Below are 19,631 nucleotides of genomic sequence, written 5' to 3' on the forward strand. Positions count from 1 at the left end.
CGAATTTAAATGGAGGTTCAACCATGAGTAAAGAGCAAATCTTGGAAGCAATTAAAGGTATGTCCGTATTGGAACTGAACGATCTCGTGAAAGCAATCGAAGAAGAATTCGGCGTAACTGCAGCAGCTCCAGTAGCTGTAGCAGGTGGCGCAGCAGGTGGCGCAGCAGAAGCTGAGCAATCCGAGTTCGACGTAATCTTGACAAGCGCTGGCGCTTCCAAAATCAACGTTATCAAAGCAGTTCGCGAAATCACAGGTCTTGGCCTGAAAGAAGCAAAAGAACTGGTTGACAACGCTCCAAAACCACTGAAAGAAAAAATTGCTAAAGAAGAAGCTGAATCCATTAAAGCAAAATTGGAAGAAGCAGGCGCTTCTGTAGAAGTAAAATAATTGACTGCTTTCTAGCAGACAATGAACTAAAACAAACCCCTTGAGGTGATCTTCAAGGGGTTTGTTGCTGTAAAACGGTAGTACCAGCATGTCTGAAAGGTTATTGTAAAGGCTATGATGGTAGTACAACCGAAAGAGGTGGGCATGAATGGCTGATCATTATTACTCCAAGCGGCCAGAGACGGCGCATGAACGACGGAGCCTGGAAACAGTGCTTCGGGGGCGGTCATACCGTTTTGCCAGCGATTCAGGCGTTTTTTCGAAGCAGGGAATTGATTACGGGAGTCGTGTGCTGATTGAAGCGATGCAGCTTCCTGCACAAGCCACGGTATTGGATGTAGGATGCGGTTACGGGCCGATTGGTCTGGCGGCAGCTGCGCTTGTCCCAGAGGGACACGTCACAATGGTTGATATTAATGAGCGAGCGGTTCAACTAGCGATAGAGAATGCGGAACGTAATGGGGTTAAGAATGTCACCATTAAGCAAAGCGATTTGTTTGCGGAAGTGAAGAATGAACGTTTTGACGTGATCTTGACGAATCCTCCTATACGTGCAGGGAAAGAAACAGTGCATACCATTTTTGAGCTTGCTTATGAGCATTTAAACGAGGGTGGAGTTTTGTGGGTAGTCATTCAGAAAAAGCAGGGGGCCCCTTCGGCGAGTGCTAAGATAGAGAGCCTTTTCGGTCATGTAGAGGAAGTTACAAAGGATAAAGGTTATCGAATTTTGAAGGCTGAAAAAAGTTTTTGAGAAAATGCAATAGGACCATTGACTTGAATCCTGGTCTGTGATATTATTATAAAATGTCAGTATTAGGATGCCCTCCATGGCTTTAGTTTGTTGAAATGTCAATAGATTTATGCGTAGTAGGTATAGTATTTATCTCTATTACGTATAATACAACCATTTTGGGCAAATCTACAAGTGATGAAGATCTTCCGGTAAGAGGATTCTGCAGATACGTTGCTCTTTTTTCGAATGCATTCGAGTAAGGGCTTTTCTGTATTTGTAAGATTGAATCTTCTGTATGTGTCTTATTATAAGGTCACAAACAGAGGTTCGCAATGTATTTTTAAAGTGAGTAGACATGAGGGGTGAGTTTAAGTTGGCAGGACATCTTGTTCAATATGGTCGACGCACTCGGCGCAGTTATGCACGTATTAATGAGGTACTCGAGGTTCCGAACCTGATTGAGATCCAACAAAAATCCTATGATTGGTTTTTGGAGGAAGGATTACGGGAAATGTTTCGGGATATTTCGCCAATTCAGGATTTCACTGGAAATCTGATTCTGGAGTTTATCGACTATTCTCTCGGAGAACCCAAATATACCGTTGACGACGCAAAGGAACGCGACGTTACGTATGCAGCACCGCTTCGGGTAAAAGTCCGGCTTATTAATAAAGAAACCGGGGAAGTGAAAGAGCAGGAAGTATTCATGGGAGACTTCCCGCTGATGACTGAAACGGGTACGTTTATTATTAACGGTGCGGAACGGGTTATTGTCAGCCAGTTGGTTCGCTCTCCCAGCGTCTATTTCAGCACAAAAGTCGACAAGAATGCGAAAACAACATACACCGCAACGGTAATTCCTAACCGGGGGGCTTGGCTCGAACTGGAGATGGATGCGAAGGATATTATCTATGTCCGGATTGACCGTACCCGTAAAATTCCGGTTACGGTGTTGCTGCGTGCGCTGGGCTTTGGCACTGATGCTGAGATTCTGGATTTGCTCGGCAATGACGAATATATCCGCAACACACTTGATAAAGACAACACGGATTCCACCGAGAAAGCGCTGATTGAAATTTATGAGCGTCTTCGTCCGGGTGAGCCGCCTACACTGGATAACGCAAAGAGCTTGCTAGTTGCGCGCTTCTTTGATCCAAAACGTTATGATCTGGCCAACGTAGGCCGTTACAAAATCAATAAAAAGCTTCACATCAAAAATCGTCTGTTCAATCAACGACTTGCTGAGACTTTGATTGATACAACAACTGGTGAAATCATCGCTGAAGCCGGGCAAATGGTAGATCGCCGCCTGTTGGACGAGATTTTGGCCCAACTGGAGGAATCAGTAGGACATCGTACGTATCATGTTGCGAGTGGTGTGCTAGAAAGCAATGATATTCCACTTCAAACGATCGATGTATTCTCACCAATTGAGGATGGTAAAGTAGTAAAACTGATTGCTAACGGAAATATTGATAAATCGGTTAAGAATATTACGCCTGCCGATATTATTTCCTCCATCAGTTATTTTATTAACTTGCTTCACGGAATCGGAAGTACGGACGATATTGACCATTTGGGTAACCGTCGTTTACGTTCTGTAGGTGAGTTGCTCCAAAACCAGTTCCGTATCGGTTTGTCCCGTATGGAACGCGTAGTGCGTGAAAGAATGTCGATTCAGGATGCTAATGTAATTACGCCACAAGCGCTGATTAACATACGTCCGGTAATTGCTTCGATTAAAGAGTTCTTTGGTAGCTCGCAGCTGTCTCAGTTCATGGATCAGACGAATCCGCTTGCTGAATTAACGCACAAACGTCGTCTGTCTGCACTCGGACCCGGCGGTTTGACGCGCGAACGCGCGGGTATGGAAGTACGTGACGTCCATCCGAGTCACTACGGCCGCATGTGTCCTATCGAGACACCGGAGGGACCAAACATTGGTTTGATCAACTCTTTGTCCACTTTTGCACGCATCAACGAGTACGGATTTATCGAAGCACCTTATCGTTGGGTAGATCCAAAAACCGGAAAAGTTACAGAGCAGATTGATTACCTGACTGCTGATGAAGAAGATAACTACATCGTAGCTCAGGCGAATGCGGAATTGACGGAGGAAAACACCTTTAAGGATGAGGTCGTCATTGTCCGTTATAACAAACAGTCTGATAACATTATTCCGATGGCTAGTAGCCGTGTCGATTACATGGACGTATCGCCTAAACAGGTCGTATCGGTCGCGACTGCATTGATTCCGTTTCTGGAGAATGATGACTCTAACCGCGCATTGATGGGTTCCAACATGCAGCGTCAGGCTGTCCCACTTCTGATTCCGAAGTCTCCATTGGTCGGAACAGGAATGGAGCACAAGTCTGCGAAAGATTCTGGTGTTTGCGTTGTATCCAAATACAACGGAGTTATCGAACGTTCTTCGGCTAACGAAATTTGGTTGCGTCGTGTCGAAACTGTAGATGGCGCTGAAGTGAAGGGCGACATTGTTAAGTATAAATTACACAAATTTATGCGATCTAACCAAGGAACTTGCATCAACCAACGTCCGATTGTGAACAGAGGAGATATTGTCAAAGTTGGCGATATTCTTGCGGATGGTCCATCTACAGAGATGGGTGAGTTGGCGTTGGGACGTAACGTTGTCGTTGCCTTCATGACTTGGGAAGGTTACAACTACGAGGATGCGATCCTGCTGAGTGAGAAACTGGTTAAGGAAGATGTATACACCTCGATCCATATTGAGGAATACGAATCCGAGGCTCGTGACACGAAGCTTGGACCTGAAGAAATCACTCGCGACATTCCAAATGTCGGTGAAGAAGCGCTTCGCAACTTGGATGAGCGTGGAATCATTCGTATTGGTGCCGAAATCGGCGCAGGTGACATTCTCGTTGGAAAAGTTACACCTAAAGGTGTGACTGAATTGACAGCTGAAGAACGTCTCTTACACGCAATCTTTGGTGAGAAGGCACGCGAGGTTCGCGATACTTCTTTGAGAGTTCCTCACGGAACAGACGGGATTGTTGTAGATGTAAAGGTGTTTACACGTGAAAATGGTGATGAACTGCCACCAGGTGTAAATCAGTTGGTTCGTGTATATATTGCTCAAAAACGTAAAATCTCCGAAGGCGATAAAATGGCTGGACGTCACGGTAACAAGGGTGTCGTTGCCCGTATTTTGCCTGAAGAAGATATGCCGTTCCTGCCGGATGGCACACCAGTACAGGTCGTTCTGAACCCGCTGGGCGTACCTTCACGGATGAACATCGGACAGGTGCTTGAAGTCCATTTGGGTATGGCTGCAATGCGTCTTGGTATTCATGTGGCAACTCCAGTATTCGATGGTGCCAAGGAGTATGACGTATTCGATACAATGGAAGAGGCAGGCATGCAGCGTAATGGTAAGACTGTGTTGTATGACGGACGTACGGGTGATCGTTTTGAACGTGAAGTTACTGTCGGTGTCATGCACATGATCAAACTGGCGCACATGGTCGATGATAAAATCCATGCTCGTTCTACAGGTCCTTACTCTCTCGTTACGCAACAACCATTGGGTGGTAAAGCTCAATTCGGTGGACAGCGCTTCGGGGAGATGGAAGTATGGGCATTGGAAGCCTACGGCGCGGCGTACACGCTTCAGGAAATTTTGACTGTGAAATCCGATGATGTGGTTGGACGTGTTAAAACTTACGAATCCATTGTCAAAGGTGAAAATGTACCTGAACCGGGTGTTCCAGAATCATTTAAGGTCCTAATCAAAGAGCTGCAAAGCTTGGGTATGGACGTGAAGATTCTGTCTGAAGACGAACAAGAGATCGAAATGAGAGAGCTTGATGATGAGGATGACACAACCGGCGATAAGCTGAGTTTGAATCTGGAAGGCTCTGAGGTTGGCGTAGAGTAGTTTGACTGCTGACTAACTCATATCAGCTTTGTTATATACCTTGATCCATTCTAGAATGGATCAGGTTTCTTGATACCGCCCGGTGTTGCTGGGCGGTATCAAACCTAAAAACTCAGGATTTGGTTAAGGAGGGTTGCTCCTTGTTGGACGTTAACAATTTCGAATATATGAAAATCGGGCTTGCTTCCCCCGAAAAGATTCGTTCTTGGTCCCGCGGAGAAGTCAAAAAACCGGAGACGATTAACTATCGTACGCTTAAACCGGAAAAAGAAGGACTATTTTGCGAGAAAATTTTCGGACCTACGAAAGACTGGGAATGTCATTGCGGTAAGTACAAACGTGTACGCTATAAAGGTGTTGTCTGTGACCGTTGTGGAGTAGAAGTTACTCGCGCTAAGGTTCGCCGTGAGCGTATGGGCCATATTGAGTTGGCTGCTCCTGTATCGCACATTTGGTACTTTAAAGGCATTCCAAGTCGTATGGGTCTTGCTCTTGATATGTCTCCAAGATCTCTGGAAGAGATCATTTACTTCGCATCTTATGTTGTAACCGATCCAGGAGATACGCCTTTGGAGAAAAAGCAACTCCTGTCCGAGAAAGAATACCGTAGCTATCGTGAAAAATATGGCTATGGCTTCCAGGCAGGTATGGGTGCTGAAGCGGTTAAAAAGCTTCTTCAAGATTTGGATATAGACAAAGAGTTGGAATTCTTGAAAGAAGAGCTGCGTACAGCTCAAGGACAACGTCGTAACCGTGCAATCAAACGCCTTGAAGTTATTGAGGCATTCCGTAACTCCGGCAACCAACCGGATTGGATGATCATGGACGTACTTCCTGTTATTCCTCCTGAGCTTCGTCCAATGGTACAGCTGGATGGTGGTCGTTTCGCTACTTCTGACCTTAACGACTTGTATCGTCGTGTTATTAACCGTAATAACCGTCTGAAACGTCTGTTAGATCTAGGTGCGCCAGATATTATCGTACAAAATGAAAAACGGATGTTGCAGGAAGCTGTTGACGCCTTGATTGATAATGGTCGTCGTGGTCGTCCTGTTACAGGTCCAGGTAACCGTCCTTTGAAATCCCTCAGCCACATGCTGAAAGGTAAACAAGGACGTTTCCGTCAGAACTTGCTCGGAAAACGTGTTGACTACTCTGGTCGTTCCGTTATCGTTGTAGGTCCGTACTTGAAAATGTATCAATGCGGTTTGCCGAAAGAAATGGCACTTGAACTGTTCAAACCTTTTGTTATGAAAGAACTAGTGAACAAAGGTTTGGCGCACAATATCAAGAGCGCGAAGCGTAAAGTAGAACGTGTGAGTGCAGAAGTATGGGATGTGCTGGAAGAAGTAATCAAGGAGCATCCAGTTCTTCTGAACCGTGCCCCTACGTTGCATAGACTCGGTATCCAGGCGTTCGAACCGATTTTGGTTGAGGGTCGTGCGATTCGTCTGCATCCGCTCGTATGTACTGCATATAATGCCGACTTTGACGGTGACCAAATGGCTGTTCACGTTCCGTTGTCTGCGGAAGCTCAAGCTGAAGCTCGTTTGCTTATGCTAGCATCCGGCAACATTTTGAATCCGAAAGACGGCAAGCCAGTTGTTACACCTTCCCAGGATATGGTTCTTGGTTCTTTCTATCTGACTATGGATAACAAAGAAGAAGAAGGAAGCAATATGATCCTTCGCAACATGAATGAAGCTATATCGGCTTACCAACGCGGTACAGCTGGTCTTCATGCTCGTGTAGCTATTCCGGTTAAAGCTTTGAATAAAACGAGCTTTACGGAAAAACAACAGGAAGCGATGTTGATCACAACGGTTGGTAAAATTATCTTTAATGAAATTTTCCCGGCAAGCTTCCCGTACATCAATGATGCGACCCGTGCGAACCTGCTTTATGGTACTGCGGAGGAGTTCTTTGTTTACGAGAAGGGTGTAAATCTTACAGAAGCCATTCAAAACGCTCCGCAAGCTAACGGAGTAGGCAAGGATTACCTTGGTAATATCATTGCCCGTTGTTTTGAGACTTACCATACAACAGAAACAGCTGTAATTCTGGATAAAATCAAGCAGCTTGGCTTTACGTATTCCACTCGTGCAGGGGTAACCGTTGCTGTATCGGACGTAATCGTGCCGGTGGAAAAACAAGAGATTCTTAAGGGATCTGAGGACAAAGCGCAAGTTGTGACGAATCAGTATCGTCGTGGTCTGATTACGAATGAAGAACGCTATGACCGGATTATCGACATTTGGTCTAAAGCGAAAGATGATATTACCGAAGTATTGATGAAGTCCATGGATCGCTACAACTCTATCATGATGATGGTGGACTCCAAAGCGCGGGGTAACAAGTCACAGATTACTCAGCTCGGCGGTATGCGTGGTCTGATGGCCAATCCATCCGGACGTATTATCGAACTCCCAATCAAATCAAATTTCCGTGAAGGTCTGACAGTACTCGAGTACTTCATCTCCACTCACGGAGCGCGTAAAGGTTTGGCGGATACAGCCCTCCGTACGGCTGACTCCGGTTACCTGACTCGTCGTCTCGTAGATGTGGCACAGGATGTTATCGTGCGCGAAGAAGACTGCGGAACGGATAAAGGCTTCACAGTAAGTCGTATCCAGGACGGTAAAGAAGTGATTGAGGATCTCTATGACCGTCTGGAAGGTCGCTATTGCTTTGAAACGGTACGTCATCCTGAGACTGGCGAGATTTTGGCTAGACGTAACGAACTGATTGACTCCGACAAAGCTGAAGCGATTGTTAAAGCCGGTGTACACAAAGTTCAGATTCGTTCTGTACTAAGTTGCCGTGCTAAACATGGCGTCTGCAAGAAATGCTACGGTCGCAATCTGGCTACTGGTAAACACGTTGAGATTGGTGAAGCAGTTGGTATTATCGCTGCACAATCCATTGGTGAGCCAGGAACACAGCTTACTATGCGTACGTTCCACACAGGCGGCGTAGCGGGTGACGATATTACACAAGGTTTGCCTCGTATCCAGGAGCTTTTTGAAGCACGTAATCCTAAAGGTCAGGCAACTATTAGTGAAATTGACGGTACAGTTAAAGAAGTTCGCGAAGGTAAAGACCGCCGTGAGATCGACATTCAGGGTGAAGCTGAAACGAAAACATATTCAGTAACGTATGGTTCCCGCCTGCGCGTAAGCGAAGGTATGACTGTTGAAGCTGGGGACGAACTGACGGATGGTTCAATTGATCCTAAAGAAATGCTGCGTATTAAAGGTATTCGCGGGGTACAGAACTATATCCTTCAGGAAGTTCAACGCGTATACCGGAACCAGGGCGTGGAAATCAACGACAAGCACGTAGAAGTTATGATTCGTCAAATGTTGCGTAAAATCCGTATCATTGATGCGGGCGACACGATCTTACTTCCAGGCTCCTTTGTTGATGTCCATGAGTATGAAAATGCAAACAAGATAGCGATTCTCAGCGGCCAAGAACCAGCGGTAGCTAAGCCGGTACTGCTCGGTATTACCAAGGCCTCTCTGGAAACTGACTCCTTCTTGTCAGCAGCATCCTTCCAGGAAACTACTCGTGTCCTGACTGATGCAGCTATTAAAGGCAAGGTCGATCAGTTGCTTGGGCTGAAAGAGAACGTAATTATTGGTAAGTTGATTCCTGCGGGAACAGGTATGAACCGTTACCGTAGCGTGAAATTTGCCCAACCGGAAGAGGGGCAGTCTCCATCTGAGGAGCTCGAACCAATTTCGGCCGAGTAATATAAAAATAGTATGATTGCCGGAACACCGTAGACATAAGCTTTGCATAAAAGCTATAGCAGACGGTGCTCCGGTGTTTTTTCAAAAATGAATCGTACTATTCTGTTTAAATGGATTATAGTTTATAATTGTCTTGACATTACTTATAGTCAATGCTAATATAGCAAAGGTGCGTGAGCAGCCTATATGCTATTGGGTCTTTTCGGAGGAATGAGATATGTCTAAAGAACAGGGACTGCAAGATGCTCATGTCAAAATCGGTACCAAACAAACCATTCGTATGGTAGAATTGGGCTTTGCCTCAGAAGTATATGTGGCAGAAGACGCAGATCAGCGTCTCACTTCCAACATCATTGCTTTGTGCAACAAGCAAGGAGTCAAAGTGACTCTCGTAGACACAATGAAAAATCTCGGAGCTGCATGTGGGATTGAAGTGGGAGCCGCAATGGCTGCTATCGTAAAACAATAGGGTAAGGAACGTTTTTGTCTAAGGAATTGTTATTCTTGGCGGCAAAGACTTTTCATTTGTTCTTTTATGAACCGCCTGGGTCTGTGGGCTTAGATAAGGTTTGTAAAGTAACAGCAAAAATTGAGGAAGGGGGTGGCAACCAACATGCCAACTATTAACCAACTGGTTCGTAAAGGACGTCAAGCCAAAATCGAGAAATCGAAATCACCGGCTTTGCAAAAAGGTTTTAATGCCTTGAAACGTGAAGCTACCGACATCAGTGCCCCGCAAAAACGCGGAGTGTGCACTCGTGTAGGTACTATGACTCCGAAAAAACCAAACTCCGCACTTCGTAAATATGCTCGTGTTCGCTTGACGAACCGTGTAGAGGTGACTGCTTACATTCCAGGTATTGGACATAACCTTCAAGAACACAGCGTAGTGCTGATTCGCGGCGGTCGTGTAAAAGACCTTCCGGGTGTGCGTTACCATATCGTTCGCGGTGCTTTGGATACTGCAGGCGTAAACAACCGCATGCAAGCTCGTTCCAAATACGGCGCAAAACGCCCTAAAGCTAAAAAATCCTAATGAGATATAAACCGCATATGTCGGTTTAACATGTAAGAAAGGGGGATATCCATGCCACGCAAAGGTCCAGTTACCAAAAGAGACGTGTTGCCAGATCCGGTATACAACAGCAAGTTGGTTACCCGCTTGATCAACCGCATCATGCTCGACGGAAAACGAGGCGTTGCTCAAAGCATTCTGTACAATGCGTTCAAGCTTATCCAAGAACGTACGGGGAATGACCCGATGGAAGTTTTTGAAGCAGCTATCAAGAATATCATGCCAGTCCTGGAAGTTAAAGCACGCCGTGTCGGCGGTGCCAACTACCAAGTACCAATCGAGGTAAAACCAGAAAGACGTACGTCCCTGGGATTACGTTGGCTCGTAAACTACTCCCGCAACCGCGGTGAGAAAACCATGGAAGAGCGTTTGGCGGCTGAAATTATCGATGCTTCCAACAACACAGGCGCTTCCGTGAAAAAACGTGAAGACACGCACAAAATGGCTGAAGCAAACAAAGCGTTTGCTCACTATCGTTGGTAGGATTCAGCTCAAAAAAATAACTTCAATTTTGAAGGGAGACCCATTTCATGGCAAGAGAGTTCTCCTTGAAAAATACACGTAATATCGGGATCATGGCTCATATTGACGCGGGTAAAACCACAACAACAGAGCGGATCTTGTTCTACACAGGCCGTACGCACAAAATCGGTGAAGTTCACGAAGGCGCTGCGACAATGGACTGGATGGAACAAGAACAAGAGCGCGGAATCACGATTACTTCCGCTGCGACGACCGCTGCCTGGAAAGGTCACCGCGTCAATATCATCGACACCCCGGGGCACGTTGACTTCACTGTTGAAGTTGAACGTTCCCTTCGTGTATTGGACGGAGCAGTTGGTGTTTTCAGTGCGAAAGAAGGCGTTGAGCCTCAGTCCGAAACCGTATGGAGACAGGCTGATCGCTACGGCGTTCCACGGATCGCATATGTAAACAAAATGGATATCATTGGTGCCGACTTCTTGAATGTTGTCTCCGACATGCGTGATCGCCTTCAAGCGAACGCAGTTGCGATTCAATTGCCAATCGGCGCAGAAAATGATTTTACTGGTATTATCGATATCGTTGAACAAAAAGCTCATATGTACAAAGATGATCTTGGTCAAGATATCGAAGAAGTAGAAATTCCTGCGGAATTCAAAGATCAGGTTGAGGAACTCCGTAATGAATTGATCGAGAAGGTTGCTGAACTGGACGAAGAATTGACAATGAAATACCTGGAAGGCGAAGAAATTTCGGTTGCCGAAATTAAAGCCGCTCTCCGTAAAGGTGTTGTAGAAGTTAAAATCTTCCCAGTTATCTGTGGATCTTCTTACCGCAATAAAGGTGTTCAGCTGATGTTGGATGCTGTTCTCGACTATTTGCCGGCTCCTACTGACGTGCCAAGTATTCAAGGGCATTTGGAAGACGGTACGGAAGTTGAACGTCACTCTTCCGATGAAGAGCCATTCTCCGCATTGGCCTTCAAAATCATGACGGATCCTTACGTTGGTAAGTTGACATTCTTCCGCGTATACTCCGGTGTTCTTCAATCCGGATCTTACGTATTGAATGCAACAAAAGGTAAACGCGAACGTATCGGACGTATTCTTCAAATGCATGCGAACAGTCGTCAAGAAATCACTGTAGTTTACTCTGGTGATATTGCGGCTGCCGTAGGTTTGAAAGATACAGGTACAGGTGATACACTGTGTGATGAGAAGAGTCCTGTTATTCTCGAGTCCATGAATTTCCCTGATCCGGTTATCGAAATCGCGGTTGAGCCTAAAACCAAAGCTGACCAAGATAAAATGTCTGTAGCTCTCGGTAAGTTGACTGAAGAGGATCCAACTCTTCGAGCTCATACTAACGAAGAAACAGGTCAAACCATCTTGGCAGGTATGGGTGAGCTTCACTTGGACATCATCATTGACCGTATGCGTCGTGAGTTCAAGGTAGAAACGAATGTGGGTAAACCACAGGTTGCTTACCGTGAAACGTTCCGTGCTCCAGCACGTGTCGAAGGTAAATTCGTTCGTCAGTCCGGTGGTCGTGGTCAATATGGTCACGTATGGGTTGAGTTCGAACCACTCGAACCAGGTACTGGTAGTCAATTCGAAAGTAAGGTAGTCGGCGGCTCTGTTCCTAGAGAGTACATCGCACCTGCTCTTGCTGGTATTGAGGAACAAATGAAAAACGGCGTTATCGCAGGCTTCCCGCTTGTGGACGTTAAAGCTACAATCGTGGACGGATCATACCATGATGTCGATTCCAATGAAATGGCATTTAAAATTGCCGGATCAATGGCGCTGAAAGCAGCGAAAGACAAATGTAAACCAGTTTTGCTTGAGCCGATTATGAAAGTTGAAGTAACGGTTCCTGAGGAATACATGGGTGACGTAATGGGTATGTTGAACTCCCGTCGTGGTCGGATTGAAGGTATGGATTCCCGTAGTGGAGCTCAAATCATTCGTGCGAAGGTGCCTTTGTCCGAAATGTTCGGATATTCGACTACACTTCGCTCCGGTACACAAGGACGCGGCGTGTTCTCTATGGAACTTTCTCATTATGAAGAAGTGCCGAAGAGCATTGCTGAAGAGATCGTTGCCAAAACCAAAGGCGGCGAGTAATACAATGTATCAGCTGACCGGTATACTTAAGGTTTTACCAAAAGGGCATCCGGCAGCCTAAAATAAAACAAGTTATTGAGGAGGAATTGTTCAAATGGCAAAGGCTAAGTTTGAACGTAACAAACCGCACGTTAATATCGGTACTATTGGTCACGTCGATCATGGTAAAACTACTTTGACTGCTGCAATCACAACTGTATTGTCCAAAACTTACGGTGGTGCTGCTGTAGCATTCGATCAAATCGATAAAGCTCCAGAAGAGCGCGAACGCGGTATCACAATCTCCACTGCACACGTGGAATATGAAACACCTAACCGTCACTATGCACACGTTGACTGCCCAGGTCACGCCGACTATGTTAAAAACATGATCACTGGCGCTGCACAAATGGACGGAGCGATTCTGGTTGTATCCGCAGCTGACGGCCCAATGCCGCAAACTCGCGAGCACATCCTGTTGTCCCGCCAAGTTGGTGTTCCTTACATCGTTGTATTCCTGAACAAATGCGACATGGTTGAAGACGAAGAGTTGCTGGAATTGGTTGAAATGGAAGTTCGTGACTTGCTGAGCGAATATGACTTCCCAGGCGATGACACTCCAATCATTCGCGGTTCCGCTCGTGAAGCTCTGCAAAACCCAGAGGGCGACTATGCTAAGAAAATCGTTGAAATGTTCGAAACAATCGACACTTATATCCCAACTCCAGAACGCGATACTGACAAGCCTTTCTTGATGCCTGTCGAGGACGTATTCTCCATCACTGGTCGTGGTACAGTTGCAACAGGCCGTGTAGAGCGTGGTACTGTTAAAGTGGGCGACGAAATCGAAATCATCGGTATTCAAGAAGAATCCCGTAAATCCGTAGTAACAGGCGTAGAAATGTTCCGTAAATTGCTTGACTCTGCTCAAGCTGGCGATAACATCGGCGCATTGCTTCGCGGTGTAGATCGTGCACAAATCGAGCGTGGCCAAGTATTGGCTAAACCAGGTTCTGTTAAACCTCATACAGAATTCTCTGCTCAAATCTACGTTTTGACTAAAGAAGAGGGTGGACGTCACAAACCTTTCTTCACTGGTTACCGTCCACAGTTCTACTTCCGTACAACTGACGTAACTGGTATCATTACTTTGCCAGAAGGTTCCGAAATGGTAATGCCTGGTGATAACATCACGGTTACTGTTCAACTGATCAACCCGATCGCTATCGAAGAAGGAACTAAGTTCTCTATTCGTGAAGGTGGACGTACAGTTGGCGCTGGTGCCGTAGCAACAATCTCCAAATAAGAAGGCTTTAGCCTATAAATAGAGCAACAGTGTACTGGAACGAGTAACATTGTATTGGAACGAAGCTAAACGAGCCCCTGCCCTGGTGCGGGGGCTTTTCTCTTGGGAAAATCGCAAGCTGCGAACACAATTGTATCTTTTGAAAATAAGATGCATTGTTTTTTCGTTTTTGCTTGCAATAGGCAGAACTATTCGATATAATAACTAATGTTGTTTGTGACTGTGCGATGATGTGAGAGGTTACTGACACACCCGGCCCCTTTGCCATGGGAGGGCTGTCGGAAAATTTTCACGGAGTATGTCCGATACCAAATTGGGCGATAGAAGGAGGGACTAAAATGGCAAAGCAAAAAATTCGTATTCGTTTGAAAGCTTACGATCATAGAATTCTTGATCAATCCGCTGAGAAAATTGTTGAAACAGCTAAACGTTCGGGCGCAGGTGTATCCGGGCCAATTCCGCTGCCAACTGAAAAACAAATCATTACTATTCTCCGTGCGGTACACAAGTACAAGGATTCCCGGGAGCAGTTCGAAATGCGCACACACAAGCGTTTGATCGACATTGTTAACCCGACTCCACAAACTGTGGATGCCTTGATGCGCTTGGACCTGCCGTCCGGTGTAGATATCGAAATTAAATTGTAATATGTAATTAGGAAAAGAAATGAGGTGTCAACATGAAAGGTATCTTAGGAAAAAAACTCGGAATGACTCAAGTGTTTACCCCTGAAGGTAACGTACTTGCTGTTACGGTTATCGAAGCAGGTCCTTGTGTTGTTCTGCAAAAGAAAGATCTGGAAAACGATGGATACGAAGCTATCCAACTCGGTTTCTCTGATAAGAAAGAAAAAAGATCCAACAAACCTGAAGCAGGACATGCGAAAAAAGCAAATACTGCACCTAAGCGCTACGTTCGTGAACTTCGTGGCATCGACCTTGCTGCGTACGAGGTTGGCCAAGAACTGAAGGCTGATGTCTTCACAGAAGGCGAATTCGTTGACGTAACAGGTATTTCTAAAGGTAAAGGTTTTGCCGGCGTTATCAAACGTTGGGGACAAAGCCGCGGACCAATGGCACACGGCTCGCGTTACCACAGAGGTCCAGGTTCTATGGGTTCCATTCAAGCTAACCGCGTTCCTAAAGGTAAACACCTTCCAGGACACATGGGGCATGAAACGGTAACGATCCAACGTCTTGAAGTTGTTAAGATCGATACAGAACGTAATGTATTGCTCGTGAAAGGTTCCATTCCAGGACCTAAAAATAGCTTCGTTAAAGTATTAGAAACGGTGAAAAAATAAACAACTGAAGAAAGGAGGAACACGAAATGCCAAAAGTAGCACTATTTAATATTAGCGGCAGCCAAGTTGGTGAAATTGAATTGAACGACGCAGTGTTCGGTATCGAGCCGAATAAGCACGTTCTTCATGACGCTGTTGTTATGCAATTGGCTTCCCTGCGTCAAGGTACTCACAAAGTAAAAGGACGTTCTGAAGTACGTGGTGGCGGACGTAAACCTTGGAAACAAAAAGGTACTGGCCGCGCTCGTCAAGGTTCGATCCGTGCACCGCAATGGGTTGGTGGCGGTACTGTATTCGGTCCCACTCCACGCAGCTATGCTTACAAATTGCCTAAAAAGGTTCGTCGTCTGGCGATCAAATCGGCGTTGTCATCCAAAGTGATTGAGAATGAAATTATCGTATTGGACGCTCTTACACTGAACGGACCTAAAACGAAAGAATTCGCAGCCATTTTGAATAACCTTAAAGCTGATCGTAAAGCATTGATCGTAGCTCCTAGCTATGATGATAATGTAGCACTGTCCGCTCGTAATATTCCTGGTGTGAAGTTTGTAGCCGCAGACGGCATTAATGTTCTTGATGTGCTCGGACACGACAAACTGATCATTACGAAGGAAGCAGTTCAGAAGGTAGAGGAGGTGCTCGCGTAATGAAGGATCCTCGTGATATTATCAAACGTCCGGTTATCACCGAACGTACGGCTGGTATGATGAATGACTTGAAATACGTTTTCGAGGTTGACATTCGTTCTAACAAAGTCGAAGTTAAAAAAGCAATCGAAGCCATTTTTAACGTGAAAGTAAGTAACGTAAATACGCTTCGTGTTCCTGCAAAACCAAAACGCTACGGACGTCATTCCGGCTATACGAGCGAGTGGAAGAAAGCGTTCGTAACGCTGAGCAAAGACAGTAAGCCGCTTGAGTTTTTTGAAACGGTATAATTGAAACTGTAAAGTAAGGAGGGAAACTCAGTGCCAATTAAAAAGTATAAACCAACGTCCCCGGCCAGACGTGCTATGTCTGTATCTACTTTCGAGGAGATTACAACTAATCAGCCCGAGAAATCGTTGCTGGCACCTCTGAGCAAGCAAGCTGGACGCAATAACCAAGGTAAAATTACAGTTCGTCATCAAGGCGGCGGACACAAACGTAAATACCGTATTATTGACTTCAAACGTAACAAAGATGGAATACCGGGCCGCGTTGCTACGATCGAATATGATCCAAACCGTACGTCCAACATCGCACTTATCCACTATGTGGATGGTGAAAAACGTTACATCATCGCTCCTAAAGGTCTGAAAGTAGGAGACGAAGTGGTATCCGGTGCAGGTTCCGATATCAAAATCGGTAACTCCTTGCCATTGGAAAACATTCCAGTAGGTACGGTTATCCACAACATCGAATTGAAACCGGGTAAAGGTGGCCAACTCGTTCGCGCTGCTGGTACGGAAGCCCAACTTCTTGGTAAAGAAGAAAAGTATGTTACAATTCGTTTGTCTTCTGGTGAAGTTCGCCGCATTCTGAAAGTTTGCCGCGCTACAATCGGTTCTGTAGGTAACGAAGACCACGAACTGGTGAAAATCGGTAAAGCCGGTCGTAGTCGCTGGTTGGGACAACGTCCTGAAGTTCGCGGTGTTGTAATGAACCCTAACGATCACCCACACGGTGGTGGTGAAGGTCGCGCTCCAATCGGACGTAAATCTCCAATGTCTCCATGGGGTAAACCAACCCTTGGTTACAAGACACGTAAAAAAGGTAAAGCATCTGATAAGTACATCGTTCGTCGTCGTACTAAGTAATAAAACGTGCGCTTAAGTCGCACGTTAACATATTAAGGAACGACTACGTTTTAACGAAGGGAGGATTCATAAATGGGTCGCAGTCTCAAAAAAGGACCATTCATTGATGGTTACCTGTTGAAAAAAGTAGAGGTTTTGAACGAGTCGGACAAAAAAGTGGTAATCAAAACTTGGTCCCGTCGCTCTACGATTTTCCCACAATTTATCGGACATACGTTTGGTGTATACGATGGTCGTAAACACGTGCCAGTATACGTAACGGAAGATATGGTCGGACACAAATTGGGCGAATTCGCTCCAACACGTACGTACAAAGGCCATACGGATGACGATAAGAAAACAAGAAGATAATCAACACAGCGTAGTGTTTGAGAGGAGGTAAACTCAATGGAAGCAAAAGCACATGCTAAATCCGTGCGGATTTCTGCTCGCAAAGTGAAACTTGTTATCGATTTGATTCGCGGTAAGCAGGTTGGTGAGGCGATTGCAATTCTTCGTCACACTCCAAAGTCCGCTTCTCCAGTCGTTGAGAAATTGTTGAATTCTGCGATTGCGAATGCAGATCACAACTACTCTTTGGACGTAAATAAATTGGTAGTATCTCAGGTTTTTGTAAACCAAGGTCCTACAATGAAACGATTCCGCCCGCGTGCAATGGGTCGTGCAAGCCGTATCAACAAACGCACCAGTCATATTACTCTGGTGGTATCTGAAAAATAAGGAGGGAAAACGTGTGGGCCAAAAGGTAAATCCCGTCGGACTCCGAATCGGTATTATCCGTGATTGGGAATCCAAATGGTATGCAGGCAAAGATTTCGGTGATCTTTTGCTGGAAGACGTTAGAATTCGTGAACATCTGAAAAAAAGATTGAAAGACTCCGCTGTATCCCGTGTTGAAATCGAGAGAGCAGCTAACCGTGTCAACGTAACGATTCACACTGCGAAACCAGGTATGGTTATCGGTAAGGGTGGTTCCGAAGTTGAAAATCTGCGTAATGAAATTACTAAAATCGCAGGCGGTAAAAAGGTACACATCAATATTTCTGAAATTAAAAATCCTGAACTGGACGCAATTCTGGTTGCTGAAAGCATTGCACAACAATTGGAACGTCGTGTTTCTTTCCGTCGTGCTTTGAAACAAGCGATTCAAAGAACTATGCGCTCCGGAGCAAAAGGAATTAAAACTCAAGTAGGCGGACGTCTTGGCGGTGCCGAAATCGCTCGTTCCGAAGGGTACAGCGAAGGAACTGTTCCACTGCATACGCTTCGTGCCGACATTGACTATGGTACAGCGGAAGCTCATACTACTTACGGTCGTCTTGGCGTAAAAGTATGGATCTATCGTGGAGAGGTTCTTCCTCCAGCTAAGAAACAAGCTCCTCAGGAAGGAGGCAACTAATCATGTTGGTACCAAAACGCGTAAAACATCGTAAACAACAACGTGGTCATATGAAGGGGCGTGCAAAAGGCGGTACTACACTGAACTTTGGTGAGTACGGTTTGCAAGCTACTGAACCTGCATGGATTACTAACCGTCAAATCGAAGCTGCTCGTATTGCGATGACTCGTTACATCAAACGTGGTGGTAAGGTTTGGATTAAAATTTTCCCTGACAAACCAATTACTCAGAAGCCTCTTGAGGTTCGTATGGGTAGTGGTAAAGGTAACGTAGAAAAATGGGTTGCAGTAGTGAAACCAGGCAAGATTATGTTCGAACTTGCTGGTGTTCCGGAAGAGATTGCTCGTGAAGCAATGCGTCTTGCCGCTCACAAACTGCCAATCAAAACTAAGTTTGTGAAACGTGAAGAATTGGGTGGTGAAGCAAATGAAGGCTAGTGAATTCCGCAACCTAACCACTGCTGAAATCGAACAAAAGATCTCCGGTTTTAAAGAAGAACTTTTCAACCTTCGTTTTCAACTCGCTACCGGTCAGCTTGATAACCCGACTCGGATCGGCGCTGTGCGTAAGGAAATTGCTCGTGCTAAAACTGTGATCCGTGAAAGAGAACTTGGGATTAGCTAAGATAACAGACCGGGTGGAAAATCCGCCTGTAATTAGGAAGGAGGCCAACAATGAGCGAACGTAATGCCCGTAAAGTATTAGTCGGTAAAGTAGTCAGCGACAAAATGGATAAAACGATTGTGATTGCTGTAGAAACTTACAAAAAACATGATCTCTACCATAAACGTATTAAAGTAACTAAGAAATTCAAAGCTCATGATGAAAACAACACTGCACAAATTGGTGATACTGTTAAAATCATGGAAACTCGCCCTTTGTCCAAAGACAAAAACTGGAGACTGGTCGAAATCGTTGAAAAAGCTGTTATAATCTAATGTAGTGTAGTTTTTCCGAAAGGAGGATAAATAAATGATTCAACCATTTACACGTTTGACTGTAGCTGACAATTCCGGCGCGAAGGAACTGATGTGTATCCGTGTGCTCGGTGGTACGGGACGTCGTACAGCTCAAATTGGTGACCTGATCGTTTGTTCCGTAAAACAAGCAACACCAGGCGGCGTTGTCAAAAAGGGTGATGTAGTAAGAGCGGTTGTTGTTCGTACTAAACGTTCTATCCGCCGTAAAGACGGTTCCTACATCGGATTTGACGAGAACGCAGCAGTGGTCGTTAAAGAAGACAAGAGCCCACGTGGTACTCGTATTTTCGGACCAGTTGCTCGCGAACTTCGTGACAAGGACTTCATGAAAATCGTTTCCTTGGCTCCGGAAGTGATCTAAACTCACCTTAAAATGTGCCCGT

General features: G+C 45.5%; 21 protein-coding genes. All 21 read left to right on the plus strand.

The window, feature by feature from the left end:
• Positions 1 to 23 precede the first annotated feature (23 nt).
• The gene (gene rplL, locus MHB54_RS16325; RefSeq protein ID WP_010348819.1) at positions 24 to 389 is read left to right on the plus strand and encodes a 50S ribosomal protein L7/L12; all 366 of its coding nucleotides are present in this window, start codon (positions 24 to 26) and stop codon (positions 387 to 389) included.
• A 148-nt stretch (positions 390 to 537) separates the two neighbouring features.
• Positions 538 to 1,140: a class I SAM-dependent methyltransferase gene (locus MHB54_RS16330; protein ID WP_076265417.1), complete on the plus strand. Its 603-nt coding sequence runs from the start codon at positions 538 to 540 to the stop codon at positions 1,138 to 1,140.
• 355 nt (positions 1,141 to 1,495) lie between these two features.
• Positions 1,496 to 5,041 carry a DNA-directed RNA polymerase subunit beta gene (gene rpoB, locus MHB54_RS16335; RefSeq protein WP_264454481.1) on the plus strand — a complete coding sequence of 1,182 codons (3,546 nt, stop codon included), beginning with the start codon at positions 1,496 to 1,498 and terminating at the stop codon, positions 5,039 to 5,041.
• Positions 5,042 to 5,181: 140 nt separating this feature from the next.
• Positions 5,182 to 8,796, plus strand: coding sequence for a DNA-directed RNA polymerase subunit beta' (rpoC, locus tag MHB54_RS16340; RefSeq protein WP_013312165.1), 3,615 nt, complete (start codon positions 5,182 to 5,184; stop codon positions 8,794 to 8,796).
• A 217-nt stretch (positions 8,797 to 9,013) separates the two neighbouring features.
• Positions 9,014 to 9,265 (plus strand): ribosomal L7Ae/L30e/S12e/Gadd45 family protein, encoded by a 252-nt coding sequence (locus MHB54_RS16345; protein ID WP_007432588.1) that lies wholly within the window; start codon positions 9,014 to 9,016, stop codon positions 9,263 to 9,265.
• A gap of 144 nt (positions 9,266 to 9,409) precedes the next feature.
• A complete protein-coding gene (gene rpsL, locus MHB54_RS16350; protein WP_007432587.1) occupies positions 9,410 to 9,832 on the plus strand; it encodes a 30S ribosomal protein S12 in 423 nt (140 codons plus the stop codon).
• 51 nt (positions 9,833 to 9,883) lie between these two features.
• Positions 9,884 to 10,354: a 30S ribosomal protein S7 gene (gene rpsG / locus MHB54_RS16355; RefSeq protein WP_007432586.1), complete on the plus strand. Its 471-nt coding sequence runs from the start codon at positions 9,884 to 9,886 to the stop codon at positions 10,352 to 10,354.
• Between the two features lie 47 nt (positions 10,355 to 10,401).
• Positions 10,402 to 12,480, plus strand: a complete 2,079-nt coding sequence (gene fusA, locus MHB54_RS16360) for an elongation factor G (RefSeq protein ID WP_023990559.1) — start codon at positions 10,402 to 10,404, stop codon at positions 12,478 to 12,480.
• 94 nt (positions 12,481 to 12,574) lie between these two features.
• The gene (gene tuf / locus MHB54_RS16365) at positions 12,575 to 13,765 is read left to right on the plus strand and encodes an elongation factor Tu (RefSeq protein ID WP_028542619.1); all 1,191 of its coding nucleotides are present in this window, start codon (positions 12,575 to 12,577) and stop codon (positions 13,763 to 13,765) included.
• 338 nt (positions 13,766 to 14,103) lie between these two features.
• Complete coding sequence (rpsJ, locus tag MHB54_RS16370; protein WP_005544556.1) at positions 14,104 to 14,412, plus strand: 30S ribosomal protein S10; 309 nt, start codon at positions 14,104 to 14,106, stop codon at positions 14,410 to 14,412.
• A gap of 32 nt (positions 14,413 to 14,444) precedes the next feature.
• Entirely contained in the window at positions 14,445 to 15,068 is a 624-nt protein-coding gene (rplC, locus tag MHB54_RS16375) for a 50S ribosomal protein L3 (protein WP_013312161.1), read from the plus strand.
• Between the two features lie 26 nt (positions 15,069 to 15,094).
• Positions 15,095 to 15,718, plus strand: coding sequence for a 50S ribosomal protein L4 (gene rplD, locus MHB54_RS16380; RefSeq protein ID WP_013312160.1), 624 nt, complete (start codon positions 15,095 to 15,097; stop codon positions 15,716 to 15,718).
• Entirely contained in the window at positions 15,718 to 16,008 is a 291-nt protein-coding gene (gene rplW / locus MHB54_RS16385) for a 50S ribosomal protein L23 (protein ID WP_013312159.1), read from the plus strand. The genes rplD and rplW overlap by 1 nt, the downstream gene beginning before the upstream one ends.
• A 30-nt stretch (positions 16,009 to 16,038) precedes the next feature.
• Positions 16,039 to 16,869, plus strand: coding sequence for a 50S ribosomal protein L2 (gene rplB, locus MHB54_RS16390; RefSeq protein ID WP_023990557.1), 831 nt, complete (start codon positions 16,039 to 16,041; stop codon positions 16,867 to 16,869).
• Positions 16,870 to 16,941: 72 nt separating this feature from the next.
• Complete coding sequence (gene rpsS, locus MHB54_RS16395; RefSeq protein ID WP_007432579.1) at positions 16,942 to 17,220, plus strand: 30S ribosomal protein S19; 279 nt, start codon at positions 16,942 to 16,944, stop codon at positions 17,218 to 17,220.
• 36 nt (positions 17,221 to 17,256) lie between these two features.
• On the plus strand, positions 17,257 to 17,589 hold the full coding sequence (gene rplV, locus MHB54_RS16400; protein ID WP_013312157.1) for a 50S ribosomal protein L22: 333 nt from the start codon (positions 17,257 to 17,259) through the stop codon (positions 17,587 to 17,589).
• A gap of 13 nt (positions 17,590 to 17,602) precedes the next feature.
• Complete coding sequence (gene rpsC / locus MHB54_RS16405; RefSeq protein ID WP_013312156.1) at positions 17,603 to 18,268, plus strand: 30S ribosomal protein S3; 666 nt, start codon at positions 17,603 to 17,605, stop codon at positions 18,266 to 18,268.
• 2 nt (positions 18,269 to 18,270) lie between these two features.
• Entirely contained in the window at positions 18,271 to 18,705 is a 435-nt protein-coding gene (gene rplP, locus MHB54_RS16410) for a 50S ribosomal protein L16 (protein ID WP_007432576.1), read from the plus strand.
• The gene (gene rpmC / locus MHB54_RS16415; protein WP_007432575.1) at positions 18,695 to 18,892 is read left to right on the plus strand and encodes a 50S ribosomal protein L29; all 198 of its coding nucleotides are present in this window, start codon (positions 18,695 to 18,697) and stop codon (positions 18,890 to 18,892) included. Before rplP ends, rpmC begins: the two co-directional genes overlap by 11 nt.
• A gap of 50 nt (positions 18,893 to 18,942) precedes the next feature.
• A complete protein-coding gene (gene rpsQ, locus MHB54_RS16420) occupies positions 18,943 to 19,206 on the plus strand; it encodes a 30S ribosomal protein S17 (RefSeq protein WP_007432574.1) in 264 nt (87 codons plus the stop codon).
• 34 nt (positions 19,207 to 19,240) lie between these two features.
• On the plus strand, positions 19,241 to 19,609 hold the full coding sequence (rplN, locus tag MHB54_RS16425; RefSeq protein WP_007432573.1) for a 50S ribosomal protein L14: 369 nt from the start codon (positions 19,241 to 19,243) through the stop codon (positions 19,607 to 19,609).
• Positions 19,610 to 19,631 lie beyond the last annotated feature (22 nt).

Origin of the sequence: Paenibacillus sp. FSL M7-0802 (assembly GCF_038004945.1) — a bacterium.
GTDB lineage: Bacteria > Bacillota > Bacilli > Paenibacillales > Paenibacillaceae > Paenibacillus > Paenibacillus polymyxa_B.